Source organism: Pseudomonas sp. 22526 (assembly GCF_052044735.1).
Lineage (GTDB): Bacteria > Pseudomonadota > Gammaproteobacteria > Pseudomonadales > Pseudomonadaceae > Aquipseudomonas > Aquipseudomonas piscium.
This window is the reverse complement of sequence record NZ_JBQENK010000004.1, coordinates 179,990-194,525: the sequence shown is the minus strand read 5'-3', so window position 1 is coordinate 194,525 and position 14,536 is coordinate 179,990. Positions and strand designations below refer to the sequence as shown.

8 protein-coding genes are annotated in these 14,536 nt (G+C 60.8%); 3 read left to right on the top strand and 5 right to left on the bottom strand.

Features of this window, described 5'->3' with window-relative positions; translation table 11 throughout:
• Nucleotides 1–639 (top strand): LysE family translocator, encoded by a 639-nt coding sequence (locus ACTJKT_RS07785; protein ID WP_440786689.1) that lies wholly within the window; start codon nt 1–3, stop codon nt 637–639.
• Between the two features lie 79 nt (nt 640–718).
• Here ACTJKT_RS07785 and ACTJKT_RS07780 read toward each other — a convergent pair whose 3' ends face one another.
• From ACTJKT_RS07780 to ACTJKT_RS07770, 3 genes are all read right to left on the bottom strand, one after another.
• The gene (locus ACTJKT_RS07780) at nt 719–1,540 is read right to left on the bottom strand and encodes an alpha/beta hydrolase (protein ID WP_440786688.1); all 822 of its coding nucleotides are present in this window, start codon (nt 1,538–1,540) and stop codon (nt 719–721) included.
• Between the two features lie 40 nt (nt 1,541–1,580).
• The gene (locus ACTJKT_RS07775) at nt 1,581–2,711 is read right to left on the bottom strand and encodes an NAD(P)-dependent alcohol dehydrogenase (protein ID WP_440786687.1); all 1,131 of its coding nucleotides are present in this window, start codon (nt 2,709–2,711) and stop codon (nt 1,581–1,583) included.
• Nucleotides 2,712–2,775: 64 nt separating this feature from the next.
• Nucleotides 2,776–4,245: an aldehyde dehydrogenase family protein gene (locus ACTJKT_RS07770; RefSeq protein WP_440786686.1), complete on the bottom strand. Its 1,470-nt coding sequence runs from the start codon at nt 4,243–4,245 to the stop codon at nt 2,776–2,778.
• Between the two features lie 82 nt (nt 4,246–4,327).
• Between ACTJKT_RS07770 and ACTJKT_RS07765 the strand changes: the two genes are divergently transcribed.
• Nucleotides 4,328–5,455 (top strand): AraC family transcriptional regulator, encoded by a 1,128-nt coding sequence (locus ACTJKT_RS07765; RefSeq protein ID WP_440786685.1) that lies wholly within the window; start codon nt 4,328–4,330, stop codon nt 5,453–5,455.
• A gap of 111 nt (nt 5,456–5,566) precedes the next feature.
• Here ACTJKT_RS07765 and ACTJKT_RS07760 read toward each other — a convergent pair whose 3' ends face one another.
• A complete protein-coding gene (locus ACTJKT_RS07760) occupies nt 5,567–8,419 on the bottom strand; it encodes an ATP-binding protein (RefSeq protein WP_440786684.1) in 2,853 nt (950 codons plus the stop codon).
• 1,065 nt (nt 8,420–9,484) lie between these two features.
• On the opposite strand from ACTJKT_RS07760, the gene ACTJKT_RS07755 reads away from it, so the two are divergent.
• Complete coding sequence (locus tag ACTJKT_RS07755) at nt 9,485–12,979, top strand: GLUG motif-containing protein (protein ID WP_440786683.1); 3,495 nt, start codon at nt 9,485–9,487, stop codon at nt 12,977–12,979.
• Between the two features lie 130 nt (nt 12,980–13,109).
• Here the strand turns inward: ACTJKT_RS07755 and ACTJKT_RS07750 are convergent, their stop codons facing one another.
• Nucleotides 13,110–14,324, bottom strand: coding sequence for a sugar transporter (locus ACTJKT_RS07750; RefSeq protein ID WP_440786682.1), 1,215 nt, complete (start codon nt 14,322–14,324; stop codon nt 13,110–13,112).
• Between the last annotated feature and the right edge of the window lie 212 nt (nt 14,325–14,536).

The following is a 14,536-nucleotide window of genomic DNA, read 5'->3' as shown; positions in this document are numbered from 1 at the left end:
ATGCTTTCCAACTATCTAGGCGAATTCCTGGCCCTGGCCACCATCCACTTTCTCGCCGTGGTGGCTCCCGGGCCTGACTTTGCCGTGACCATCCGCCAGAGCGTGCGCTTTGGCCGGGTGGTCGGGCTGTGCACGGCCATCGGCATCGGCGCGGGGATTTCCGTGCATGTGCTGTACACCCTGCTGGGGGTCGGTGCGCTGATGCACACCACGCCATGGCTGCTGAGCGTGGCCAAGGTGGTGGGTGGGGCCTACATTCTTTATCTCGGGGTCAGCCTGCTGCGCAGCAAACCCAAGACATCGATCGAAGGCAGCGATGCGGGCAACGATCTGGCGCAACAGCAGACCTTGCCCAAGGCCTTCATGACCGGCTTTCTGACCAACGCCACCAACCCCAAGGCCACGCTGTTCTTCCTGGCGATCTTCACCACGGTGATCAGTGCCACCACGCCCCTCAAGGTGCAAGCACTCTACGGTGTGTGGATGTGTTGCGTGAACGCGCTGTGGTTCGTGATCGTCGCACTGTTCTTTTCCAGCCCGCGGGTGCGCTTGCTGTTCATGCGCATGGGCCACTGGTTCGAGCGGACCATGGGGGTGATCCTGATTCTGTTCGCCGGGCGCCTGATCCTGTCGATGTAAGCCACATCCCGACGCCCTGCCCGATCGAGCCGCCAGCCACTGGCGACTCGATCCAGACTTGCTCAGTGCAACTCCACGATCAACGGGTGGATGACAGGACCTGAAGCAAGGCTCCCTGCGGCTTTGCCATTTCATCCAGTACTGAAAAGTGCGTGCAGCCCGGGACGTGAATCAGTTGCACAGACTCTCCTCGGGCCAAGGCTTGCCTGGCGTATTCATCGGACTGGCGGACCAGTTCCGAGAGTTCGTCGGCGCCTACCGCCACCCAGGTATGGGCGCCCTTGCCGATATGGTGCAGCGGACTGTAAGCGTCGATTTCCGCATCCGAGAGACTCAGCTTCTGGTTCAGCCAGCTCAGGCTGATGGGTTTCAGGTCAACCAGTGCGCTGATGGCCAGGACATCCGTTACCCATGGATGCGAGCGGAATTGCAGCGCAAGGTGTCCGCCTGCCGAGTGCCCGCTCAACACCACCTTGTGCCCTGCGATACCCAGCTGATCGGCGTCGGCCTGCAGATGCTCGAGCAGGCTGCCGATCTCGCTGACGATCTGGGTCATCGAGGCTTGCGGCGCAAGCGTGTACTCGGCCAGGACAACGTTGAACCCCGCCGCCAGGGGCCCCTCGGCGACGAAGGCGAAATCTTCCTTGGTGCAATTCTGCCAATAGCCGCCATGGATGAAGATGAAGGTCGGGGCGTCGGCTTTTCCACAGGGCAGCCAGTCATAACGCTGTCGAGGTCCCGTGCCATAAGGCAGATTGAGCCGGCCTGCCACAGAGCCGTAGAAACCTGCACTGCGGGCCTGCATGGCGGCATAGATACCCGGGAAATCCGCCACGGCCGCGGTGTTGTCATAGGCCGCGTCGAGTTGAGCCTGGTTCATGTCGCGATAGGGAACAATCATTGTCATCTCCGATAGGGCAAATATTTAAGAACCTTGTGGTTCAGACATATCCGTCAATCAACAGGATGGGTTTGAGGGTTTTACCGGCTTCGCTGTCTGCTGCCGCCTGATTGATTTCATTGAAGGGGTAGAACTTTACCAATCGATCAAAGGCGAAACGGCCTTGCATATGCAATGTCACCAGATCCGGAATGAGCTTCCATGGTTGACTGTCCCCTTCACAGATCCCACGAATGCTTTTGCCCTTTATCATCAGGTCGTTGGGGTCAAGCATCGCCATCGTCCCCTGCGGGGAGGCGCCTACCACCCCCAATACGCCCATGGCGGCAAGAGCGGAAACCCCCTGGGTCAGAATCGCTGGCTGGCCAGTCGACTCCAGGGCAAAGTCCGCCCCACCCTGGGTGATCGCCTTGATCTGATCAACCCACCCCGGCTCTTGGCTGTTGACTGCATGTGTCGCGCCGATTTCGCGGGCCAGCTCCAAGCGCTCAGGCATTCTGTCTACGGCGATGATGCAAGTCGCCCCGGCCAATCTGGCAGCGAGTATCGCCGACATACCGACCGCTCCGGCACCCAACGAAAGAAAAGCACTGCCAGGCGTTACTTTTAAGGAATTGATCACCGCTCCGGCACCAGTCTGTATCCCACAGCCAAGTGGTCCCAGTAATTCCAGAGGCGCGTCCCTTGGCACCTTGATGGTGTTGTTTTCCCGGCTCAGGGCGTGTGTGGCGAAGGAGGACTGATGGAAGAAGCGGTCATGCAGCGGTAGCCCATTCCGGTCTGTGATAGCACTGCCCCCGTCCCCGGGGCTGCCCCCGAAGTTCAGGTCATAGAAGTCTACGCAATACGACGTCAACCCTTGGTTGCAGGGAGAGCAATGTCCACAACTCCCGTACGTCAGCACCACGTGATCACCGACACTGAGCGATCCGATCTGTGGCCCGATGGCTTCGACGATACCTGCCCCCTCATGCCCCAGCACCGCTGGCAGTGGCACCGGATAATACTGGTCGCGAATAATCAGGTCGGTATGGCACATGCCGGTGGCGATCATTCGCACCAACACTTCGTCATTCCGTGGAGCACGCAATCGGGCCGGTTCAAGGGTGAACACTGCACCTTTGCTGCGGGTGACGGCAACCACGATATCGCGGAACTCGTACAGGCTCATGGTGAACGCTCACAAAGGAAAGAGGCCGCCATCAACGACGGCCCCGAGAAGGATCTGCTGAGCCTCATGCAATGTAGAAAGGCTCTACAACGCGGTTGCGAACAGTGATCGCCTTGATCTGCGAATAGATATTGAGCGTTTCATGGGCATGCTCCACTCCTATCCCGCTCTCCTTGACTCCGCCGAAAGGCACCCCGCTGGCGAGGTTGAAGTACTGGTTGATCCAGACCGAACCAGCCTCCAGCGCATCGGCCGTGCGCATCGCGTTTTCAAGGTCCGAGGTATAAATACCAGCCGCCAGTCCGTAAGGAACGTCGTTCGCTTCCTTCAGCATCTGCTGGTAATCATTCCAGCGGATGACGCTGAGTACGGGGCCGAAAATCTCTTCCTGAGCGACCCGCATGGTATTGCGAACTTCCAGCAAGGTCGGCTGGATGAAGTAGCCTGCCTCGCAGCCCGCTACAGCTACACGCTCCCCACCGAACAGCACCTTGGCACCTTCGCGCTTGCCAATCTCGATATATTCCAGGACCCGATCCCCTTGCTTGGCAGACACCAGGCAACTCAAGTGCGTCCTCTCGTCTAGTGGATCGCCGACCTTCAAGCGGGCGGCCGCCTTTTTCAGCTTGTCCACGAAAGGAGCATAAATGTCGTCGTGAACGAAGAGACGGGTTCCCGCCAGGCAGGACTGTCCATTGCAGTACATGGCCGCTAACAGCGCGTTGTCCACTACCGCATCGAGGCTCTCGATGTCCGGAAACACAATGTTAGGACTCTTGCCGCCCAGCTCCAGGGATACCGGTACCAGGCGTTCGGCGGCGGCCCTGCCGATGATGCGGCCGACTTCGGGGCTGCCGGTGAACGCCAGCTTGGCGACCAGGGGATGGGAGGTCAGCGCGCTACCCACTTCTTCGCCGAAGCCCGGTACGACGTTGATGACTCCTGCCGGAAAGATGCTCCCCGCGATTTCGGCGAACTCCAGGGTCGACAGCGATGCGTTCTCGTCCGGCTTGAGGACAACGGTGTTGCCGGCCGCGATGGCCGGAGCCACCTTCAGGGCGACCATCAAGGCGGGAACGTTCCAGGGAATGATCTGACCGACCACACCAATGGGTTCGCGTTTGGCCAGCATGTAGCCGTCGGGGATCGGTCTGCCATAACCCTCGTGGACCATGATCGCTGACGCGAAGTAGCGATACTGGGCAATGGCCTTTTCATAGTCGAGACGTATCTCGGCGAGACGTCGCCCTACGTCCATCGCGTCGATCATAGCCAAGCGTGGCAGCTTGCTTTCCAGCGCATCGGCGAGATGGTTGAGCATGCTCGCCCGCTCTTCGTAGGTCGTACTCTTCCAGGTTGAAAAAGCCTGTCGTGCCGCCTGAACCGCAGCTGTGACTTCCTGTGCGCCACACCGTGCAATATCCGCCAGATGCTCTCCCGTGGCGGGATTGACGGCAGGGAAAGTCTTGCCGGAAACAGGGACGAATCCGCCATTGATATAAGGGCCGTATTCTTTTCTGAGTGAGATCTTCATGGCTGCTAACAAAGGCTCCGTTGCTAACTGACAAGCCCTATGGTCGACTGAACGCCCTGGCAGCGACTATCGATAGAGCGCCATGGGTATCGGAAAAGCGCCTTTTTTCGACCGGCGTGCAGCCTTGCTGCAATATGGAGAACGCTACTTGAACAGTTCATCTTGCTTGTCACAGACAGCGCCTCATGCGCTCGGCTCACTGCTAGGGAGCGCCGGCCTGCCTCCCGATGCATTGCTGTTCGAATCCTCCGATCTGGAGTACGCACAGGAAGCGATCGGCAAGGTGTATTGCCCCTATCGTTTCACCGCCGGATGCCAGCCGAAAAGTCCAGCCAGCATGTTCAGGCTGCCGGGAGAAAGTGTCGTGCTCTCCTGGTTCGCCTACGGTGCGGATATTTCGATCGAGCCGGAGCTGTTCCAGGACTTCGTTCTGGTGCTGACCACCCTGGCCGGCCATGCACAGATCCACAGTGGGGATATCCGGCACAGTGGCGGCCCTGGCTCCACGGTGGTCGTTGCCGCGGATGTTCCATCGCACTATTGCTATAGCGCGGACAATGTACAAATGGGCGTACGCCTCGATGCCCGGCACGTCGAGGCGTTCTGGAATCGCTTCTCGGACCGGCACGCAGACCGACAGATGTCCTGCGTATCGGTGGACCCGAGGCAGCACCAGCGCTGGCTCGCATCAGTAGAGATGCTTCGACAATTGCTGCACCCGAACACCGCCACCGAACTGAAGCAAATGCTGCTGCCACGAGCGGAAGAATTGCTGATCATGCAGTTGGTTACCGAGCAACTGGTTGACCCGAATGGCGACACGAACCCTTTGCAGACAGGGCGTCATCGCCCTGCTCCAGCCTATCTGCAGCGGGCCATCGACTTCATCGACGGGCATGCCGAACGCCCCCTGACGTTGCTCGACATTGCCACGGCAGCGTGCTGCAGCGTTCGGACCCTGCATCGAGTCTTTCGAGAATGGCGTAACACGGGCGTGATGCAGTACGTGAGGGACGTACGTCTGCAACGCGTGAGAACCGCTTTATCGAGCTCCCAGGAGAGCGGATCGGTTACCGAGATCGCCACACGCTGGGGGTTCTTCCATCTGGGGCAATTTGCGGCAGATTATCGAAAGAAGTATGGGGAACTGCCTTCGGAAACGAGAAGGCCCTACCATGGCCACACGAAGGCACATTACAAGCAGCAATGACTATTGGGCTGGCAAGGCAGCGCGCAAACCGCAAGGTGCGCGACGCCACCCCATCGCTCAAGCAGCCCCCCTGAATGCTGGCGGGCTGGAACGACATGCCATCCCGGCCGACTATCTCCGGACATTCTCCAGCGCCTGTCGCAACACCTGCTGCGTCAGGGGTTTGAACACCACCTCGTCCATGCCTGCGGCCAGGCAGCGCTGGATTTCCGCGTCCTCGGCACTGGCGGTCGCACCGAGGATCCAGCAGCGCCGACGACCGTCCTCGCGCTCCTTCTGGCGGATGCGCAGGGTCAAGTCATAGCCGCCCAGGCGCGGCATCTGGCTGTCGGTGATCAACACATCGAACTCGCTAGCCAGCCAGGTTTCCCAAGCCTGCTGCCCATCCTCGACCAGCGTCACGCGATGCCCCAGGACCAGCAATTGCTCTTCCAGCGTCAGCCGGCTGAACGCATTGTCTTCGGCGACAAGGATGTTCAGCGCAGGCTGCTCCGTGCTCGCCTGCGGCACTTCTACCGCGGCTTCGGCAGGCGCCTCGGCCAAGGGCAGTTGCAGGGTCACGCTGAAGCAGGAGCCTATATCCGGCTCGCTGCTCAGGACGATGCTGCCGCCCATGAGCTCGACCAGCCGCCGAGTGATATTCAGCCCCAGCCCACTGCCAAAGGTTTGCCCGGCCTGGGCCGAACTGACCTGGGAAAATGGCTGGAACAACCTGGCCTGATCCTGCTCCGAAATACCGATGCCGCTGTCGATGACCTCCAGCAACAGCTGCAGATGCTCCCCCTCCCGGCTCCCCGAGGCACGCAGCGTCACCCTGCCTTTTTCGGTGAACTTGATGGCATTGCTCAGCAGGTTGAACAGCACCTGTTTCAAATGCAGCGGGTCGATCAGCACCCATTGCTCCATGTCGCCGCTGAACTGCATCTCGAACGCCAACTGCTTCTGCCGCGCCATGCCGACCACCAGGGGTGCGATAGCTTCGATCAGGGCCTTGAGCTGCACCGCCTCCGGCGCGGAATCGATCATGCCGGACTCGATCCGGTTCAGGTCGAGCACATTGCCGAGCAACAGCAGCAACCCCTGTGCAGCCTCCTGCGCGACCACCAGCGACGCCAGGTCCAACTCGCCCCGTTCGGCCTTCTGCTGCACCACTTCCTGCAAGCCGATGATGGCGTTCAGCGGGGTACGGATCTCATGGCTCATGGTGGACAAAAAGATGCTCTTGGCCTCGTTGGCCGCTTCGGCTTTTTCCCGCGCCAGCGCCAGCTCGCCTTCGGCCTGGCGGGTCTTGCGCACCTGCCGGGTCAGGTAGAACCCCCAGACCAGCGAAAGCAGGACCAGCAAGCCGAATACGCCGCCGAGCCGGAGGATATTGCTGCGATGGTCACGCCAGAAGTGGCTGCCGGAGGCAGAGAAGCGTGGTTCCCACTGCTCCACGATATCCGCCACCTCCTCCGGGGTGATGGCGACCTGCGCCTTCTCCAGAATACTGCGCAATTCTTCCTGGCCTTTGAGCACCCCGAGACTGACCGGCCGGGAGTACTCGTCGAGAATGTCACGCACCCGCAAGCGACCGTTGAAACGCTGGGCGGACAGGAAGCGGCCGGTGTAGTCGCTGCCAATGAAAGCGTCGCTACGCCCGTCATCGACACTGCGCATCGCCTCCAGGAAGTTGGGATAGATCTGTAGCCGGATATCCGGGTAGGCCTGCTGGATGATCGGATTGATGAAGTAGCCCGGTACGCTGGCCAGACGCTTGCCCAGCAGGTCCTGCAGGCCATGGATAGCCTCACCCCGGGAGCCTCGGGCGGTCATCAGCACGACCGAGCTCCTCAGGTAAGGCAGGAGGATCTCCATATCCGCTTCGGTGTCAGGATCGGGCGAAACGATGGCAGTCATGATTGCCTTGCCATCGCTCATCCGCGCTTTCATCTCGGTGTAGTTCTGCACATGGATAAGGCGGAACTTCAGGCCGCTGCGCTGGCTGATCAACTCGAGATAGTCAGGGCCGATACCCCGCACCCGCCCATTGCGGTCCAGTTGCCCCAAGGCACCGAGCGAGTCATTGACGGTCACCGAGATCTCAGGATGCTTGGCCAGCCAGCGGTTCTCGGCGGGCGTCAGCGTCACCCGCTGCTGAGTCAGACGCAGGCTGCGCCCACCACTCCAGCCGCGCAGAATGTTTTCGCTGTAACGTGCGCGAATGGGCGGCAAGGCACGCTCGATCAACGCATGTAGCCGCGCATCGGAAGCCCGCAGCAGGAAGCCGAACCCATGGCTTTCCACTGGAGCGAAGTTTTGAATGCGCAGGTTCAACAGGTAGTTGATATTGATCAGGTAATGGGCCGATATCGCATCATCGATCACCCCATCGACCTCTCCGAGGCTCAAGGCCTCGAGCGCACGCTGCGGTGAAACGAAGATCAGCAGCCGACTGTTCGGATAGGCGCTGGCGATCTGCGCCTGGGAAAGGTAACCGGCAGCCACGGCCAGCGTTGTACCGGGGGTCTGTGGATCGAAAGGGCGACCTTCGGTCGTGACCAGCACCGACTGGTCGGGTTCATAGACATGGGTCAACCGTAGATCGTTCTCGCTGGCCTCCACCTCGGTGCCACCGCCGAGCAGGTCGATATCGCCGTTGCGCAGGGCAGTCAACGCCGCCTGCCGGGAAGGGAACTGACGCACCATGGGGGGCGTCTCGAACAGCAAGGACAGATAGTCCGCGGTAATGCCCTGGAACCGATTGACGTCAAGCATGCCCAGCGGTGGGTAGTCGGGCAATGCCACGCCCACTGTGAGCGGGCCCCTGCTTGCCAGCCACTGCCGGTCCTCTTCGTTCAGCCAGGGTCGACTGGCTACCGCCACCCGCCCGACCAGGGAAATGGCTTGTTCCTGTGCGAACAACACCGGCGATGGAGCCAACAACAGACAGAGAACGACAGCCCGGCAACACGCTGGAATCATGGAATACCTTCCTGAGGGTCGACCCCGGCAACCTGCGCAAGCGGGCCGTTGCCCCACGAGCAACAGCGTCACCCTCTTATGGAGAGTGCCGCTTTGATCTGTGGCAATGGGGGATGGATCAAGAGTGATCCGTCGGTATTCTAGCCGGGCGCCGGCTGTTGTGAAATCGAGCAGCGGCAGCCTCTCTCGACCGCCCTCTCAGTTGATCTCCGATGTGCTCAGCAAGGCTGGATGGCAACGGGCTGGCGGCAGCGATCCGATCGATGCAGGGAACAGGTCGGCGAGCAAAAGAAGTCAACAACATGACCAGCCACTTTGTGCCCCCATCAACCTGATTAACGATAAAAAACCCAGCACAAGAAGTTTCCAAGCTTGGAAACCAAACACCCCCCCCCTAAAAAATATCGCCCCACCATTTATATCCAAACTTCAACTTCGACACTCTTCCCACAGAACATACAGCGCCGCTGAAATCCTCCAACAGCGCCAAAGCAAGAGCAGCGCTGGTTATGCCCGCCCCCCGTCAACTCCACCTCCTTACAGGCGTGAATCAGGACAGGTCTCACAGCAACGAGCAACACCCTCCCGCCTCACTTTTCAAACAGGAAAGGGCTAACCACCAGTTAAGAAAGTTCTGGTTTTTTTGCCCCCCTGCCTTTTGCTTAATTAATTACCCCAGCCCAGCCAGCAAATACATGCAAGCCCCAGAAGGCTCCACAGCCGCTCCAGCTAATGCTTGAAGTAATCAAATCAATCGAACATCGAAAGTACAGAACGCCCTTTAAAAACCATGACTGGATAAAGGTCTTCATGCCCCCTCCGGATAGCCGCTACCAAGTACACGAAATCAAAGTTGATTGAGAGAAATGACCCGCGATCGCGTATTGGCTCAGCATCCGGCGGACCAGGTGCTCTCCCCTCCTTCCAGCCTCCCCTCCCATGGCCTGGGAGGGCTGACCCACCGCCTCTCACGATCGCTTCGGAGCAGGCCGTCATTCCTGCTCCGCACCCGTAGTACCCGTTCTGCTGGGGGGATCAGCAGAGTATTCACATAGAGGACGCACCATGAACAAAAGCTATGCATTGATCTGGAACCAGGCCATTGGTTGCTGGAATGTCGCCAGCGAAGGCACCCGGCGCCGGGGTAAATCAAGCCGACTCAAGGTCGTGATCGCCGCCGGCTTCTCGCTGCTGGGCCTGCTGGCCCAGGCCCCGGCCTTTGCCCTACCGGGAGGAGCGGCGATCGTCGCGGGCGAGGCCGGCATGCACACCAGCAACGACGGCAAGCACATGATCGTCGAGCAGCAGAGCAACAAAGTGATCGCCAACTGGAACGACTTCAGCGTCGCCGGCGACGAAAGCGTCAGCTTCCACCAGCCCGGCAGCCAGTCGGTCGCCCTCAACCGAGTGGTCGGCACCCAGGGCAGTGATATCCAGGGCCGCATCAACGCCAACGGCCAGGTGTTCCTGATCAACCCCAATGGCGTGGTCTTCGGCAAGTCCGCGCAGGTCAACGTCGGTGGCCTGGTGGCCTCCACCCAGAACCTCAGCGACAAGGATTTCCTCGACGGCAGCTACCGCTTCGCCGGCAACTCCAGCGCTGCAGTGAGCAACGCCGGCCAGATCACCGCCAGCGAAGGCGGCAGCGTCGCCCTGCTCGGCGCACAGGTCAGCAACAGCGGGGTGATCCAGGCGCAGATGGGGAGCGTCGCACTGGGCGCGGGCAAGGACTTCAGCCTCAACTTCGACGGCAACGGCCTGCTCAACCTGCAGGTGAAGGGTGCCGCGGTGGATGCCCTGGTGCAGAACGGTGGCCTGCTCAAGGCCGACGGCGGCCAGGTGTTGATGACCGCCAGCAGCGCCAGCAGCCTGCTGAAAAACGTGGTAAGCAACCAGGGCGTGATCGAGGCCAAGACCTTGCAGAGCAAGGCCGGCAAGATTGTCCTCGACGGTGGCGACAACGGCATCGTCCAGGTGGCCGGACGCCAGGACGCCAGCGCCCTGGGCGGCCAGGGCAACGGTGGCGTGGTGGAAAACCGCGGCGCCCGGGTCGAAGTGCAACTGGCCTCGCAAGTGGATACCCGCGCCGACAAGGGCACGACCGGTACCTGGAAGATCCGCTCGGACGAGGTGAGCGTTTCCAAGGCAGACAACAGCACCCGCGGCCTGGTCATCGGTGGCGGCCTCAATGGCAACAGTGGAACAGGTGGCACCACCGGCACTGCCCCGACACTGCATGCCGATACCCTGGCCCAGAACCTGGCCCGGACCAATGTCGACCTGAGCAGCAAGGGCAACCTGTCGGTCAACAAGGCGGTTTCCTGGAACAGCGGCAACAAGCTCGGCCTGAGCGCCGAACGCGGCGACGTCCAGGTGAATGCGGCCTTGAGCGCCACCGGCGCCGGCGCAGCCCTGGCCCTGAATGCCGCGCAGGGCGGCATCCGCCTGAACGACAATGTCGCACTGAGCGGAACGGGAGCCCGCCTGGTGCTGAACTCCAGCAACGGCCACAGCCTCAAGGATGACAAGAGCGTCACCCTCTCCGCTGCGGATGCCGGCTTCAGTGCCAACGGCGAGGCCTACCAGGTGGTGCAGAACCTGAAGCAGCTGCGCGATATCGAAACCAACATGAATGGCCGCTATGTGCTGGGTAACCAGATCACCGGCCAAGGCCGCTTCAAGGCGCTTGGCGAATACAACTCCTTCACCGGCAAGCTCGATGGCCTGGGCAATACCATCAGCGATCTGTCGATCTATGGCACCACCGCCTTTGTCGGGCTGTTCAGCACGAACCTGGGGCAGATCAGCAACCTGAACCTCGAACGCATTTCAACCAATGGCTCCCCCTCCAGCCAAAGCATCGGCACCCTTGCCGGGTTGAATATGGGCAGCATCCGCAATGTCAAAGCCAAGGATATACGGGTGACCGCGGGGGCTTATTTCAACTCCCTGGGCGGCCTGGTCGGTCTCAACCTGAACGGCGACATCGCCAACGCCTTGGTCAGCGGCCAAGTGATCGGCAACAGGTACACCATGGCAATGGGTGGCCTGGTAGGCGAAAGCGTCTCCAACCCCGATGGCATGGCGAGAATCACCGATAGCCATGCCGATATCAGCCTCAGGGGGCAAATGAAGGATGATTTCGGAAACGCGGGTGGGTTGGTGGGCTCGAACCGCGACAGCGTCATTGCCAACTCCTCCAGCACTGGCACCATCAACCTCGCCGGTGCCAAGCTGAATATCGGCGGCCTGGTCGGGGATAACACCGGCAATGGCAGCATCGGCAACTCCAGCTCCAGCGCTAATGTCTCGGGTAGCCAGGCTCGTCGGATCGGTGGTCTGGTCGGGTTCAACCAGGGTTCGCTGGTCAACTCTCACGCCAGCGGCGAGGTAACCGGCAATGGCACGGAAGCGATCGGCGGCCTGGTGGGCAAGAATCAGGGTGGCCGGATCGCCAACAGTTCTGCCAGCGGCAATGTGTCCGACCTCTACGGTAAAAATGTGGGCGGCCTGATTGGCCACAACCAGGGCGGCCGCATCGATAACGCTTCGGTCTCCGGCACGGTGAAAGGCGGCAGGAATGCCAATATCGGCGGGCTGATCGGCACGAACCAGGACAGCTCGGTCAGCAACAGCTCGGCCAAAGGCAATGTGTCCGGTCTGTACGGTAGCAATGTGGGTGGGCTGATTGGCTACAACCAGAACAGCCGTATCAATAATGTGACCGTCGCTGGCCAGGTGAAAGGCGACCACAAGGCAAACATCGGCGGCCTGATCGGCTATAGCGAAAAGTCCTCCATCGCCAATGCCTCTTCCACCTCCCAGTCTGTTACAGGCGGCGATGATGCCCGTATCGGTGGTCTCGTCGGCCATAGCCAGAATGACAATATCGCCAACTCATCGGTATCCACCACCCTGACCGGCTACCACCGCAGCCGGATCGGTGGCCTGGTCGGTTACAGCAAGAACACCGATATCACCAACACCTCGGCATCCGCCATGGTGGAGGGCCGCGACGACAGTCTGGTCGGCGGTCTGGTCGGTCACAGCCAGGATAGCCGGATCAACAATTCCTCGGCATCGGTCACGGTGAACGGCGGTGCCAATAGCCAGGTCGGCGGCCTGGTCGGCTATAGCCAAGGTAGCGATATCAACAATGCCACGGCATCCGCCGCGGTGAACGGTGGCGACAATAGTCAGGTCGGCGGCCTGGTCGGCCGGCAACAGGGCAAGGTCAGCAACTCCTTCGCCAAAGGCTCGGCCAAAGGCGGTCGCTATAGCAGCGTGGGAGGTCTGGCCGGGCAGAATGAAGGAGAGATCAGCAACTCCAGAACCACCAGCAACCTCATCGGCGGTTATGGCGCGCGCCTGGGTGGGCTGGCGGGAATGAACTTCGCCAAGATGTACCAGTCGTCAGCAGGCGGCAAAGTCGATGGCTCTGCCGCCGCCGGACAATTCTACGGAGGCCTGGTCGGCATCGACTTCTGGTCGCAGACGCAATCCTTCAACAGCGTTTTTGGTGAAGCGACCAAGGTGCCGCCGGTTGGCCTGCAGTTCTGAGGGCAGAAACCCCGGTCCCGTTTGTAGGGGGCCAGGGCTTGTTGTCTGAGTGAAAAAAAGGGGGCAAGGATTCAGCCGAATCATTGCCCCCTTTTTTATCTGGCGCCTCTCGGCGCCCTCCTTCCGGGCTCTACTTCTCGACCGCGACCTCAGCAGGGTCGGCACTCGAAACGCTGGACCGAGTGAGGCGGTAGATGGATGCGCAGTAGAACAGCAGCGCCAAGGTCGCCAGCAAGCCGCCGGCCAAGCCGATATAGGCGAACCCGAGCTGAGCCCCCACCCAGCTGCCAAGCAGCGCACCGCCACCGATGCCGATATTGTAGATCCCCGAAAACAGCGCCATTGCCACATCGGTAGCATCCGGAGCGAGCACCAGGACCCTGGACTGCAGCGCCAGCCCGAAGCCCATGATCGCCATCCCCCAGATCAGGCTGAGTCCGCCCAGGTAAGAGACCTCACCGCTCAATGGCAACAGCAAAGCCAGGCACAGAATAAGCAAGGCCACCGTCACCAGCAGAAAGCGCTGCGGGCTGTAGCGGTGAAACCTGCTGAACAGCAGCGAGCCGAAGATACCGGCCCCGCCGAACAGCAGCAGGATGAGGGTCACCACATCGCCACTCAAGCCAGCGACCACCTTGATGAAAGGCTCGATATAGCTGTAGGCAGTGAACTGCGCGGTGACCACCAGGGCCGTCAACACATAGAGCGCCACCAGCGCAGGCCGCTTGAACAGCACCGGCAGGCTTCTGAGAGAACCCGAGTTCTGGCTGGGCAACAACGGCAGGCTCCTGGCCAGCCAGAACACCAGCGCAGTGGCCAGGCCGGCAATCACGATAAAGGTGGTCCGCCAGCCCATGGCCTCGCCCAGCAACCTACCGAGGGGAATACCCAGCACCATCGCCAAGGAAGTACCGGTGGCCAGCAGGCCCAGGGCCTGGACCTGTTTTCCCGGTGGCGCCAGACGCACCGCCAGGGATGCGGTGATGGACCAGAACAGGGCATGGGACAAGGCCACACCGATCCGGCTCAGCAACAGCATGCCGAAACTCGTGGCCAGCCCCGACAGGATGTGGCTGGCGATAAACATCCCGAACAGCACGAGCAACAGCTTGCGCCGCTCGACGTTGCGCGTCAGCAGCATGACCGGCAGCGAAGTCAGGGACACTATCCAGGCATAAAGAGTGAGCATCAGGCCGACCCGGGCCGTCGACAGATCGAAGCTGCTGCCGATCGAGCTCAACAGCCCGACGGGAACGAACTCCGTGGTGTTGAACACAAAGGCCGCCAAGGCCAGTGCGATGACCGCCCGCCAATTACCCTTAGTTGTCGCCACGGAGATACTCATTTAAAGGTCGCACCACTCTATCGATGGTCAATCAGGTCCATGCCGTCGCAAACCCTGTGCCAAACACGCACTCGCAAAGGCTGGGCGCAGGGTCAGGAGCATGCAGGCGCCGAGCAGCATCTGCGCAGCGTACAGGACAAGGGGAAAAGCAGCGTCATCCCAAGCTACAGGGGAACAATGGACCGAAGCTCGGCCACTGCCGACAGAAACGA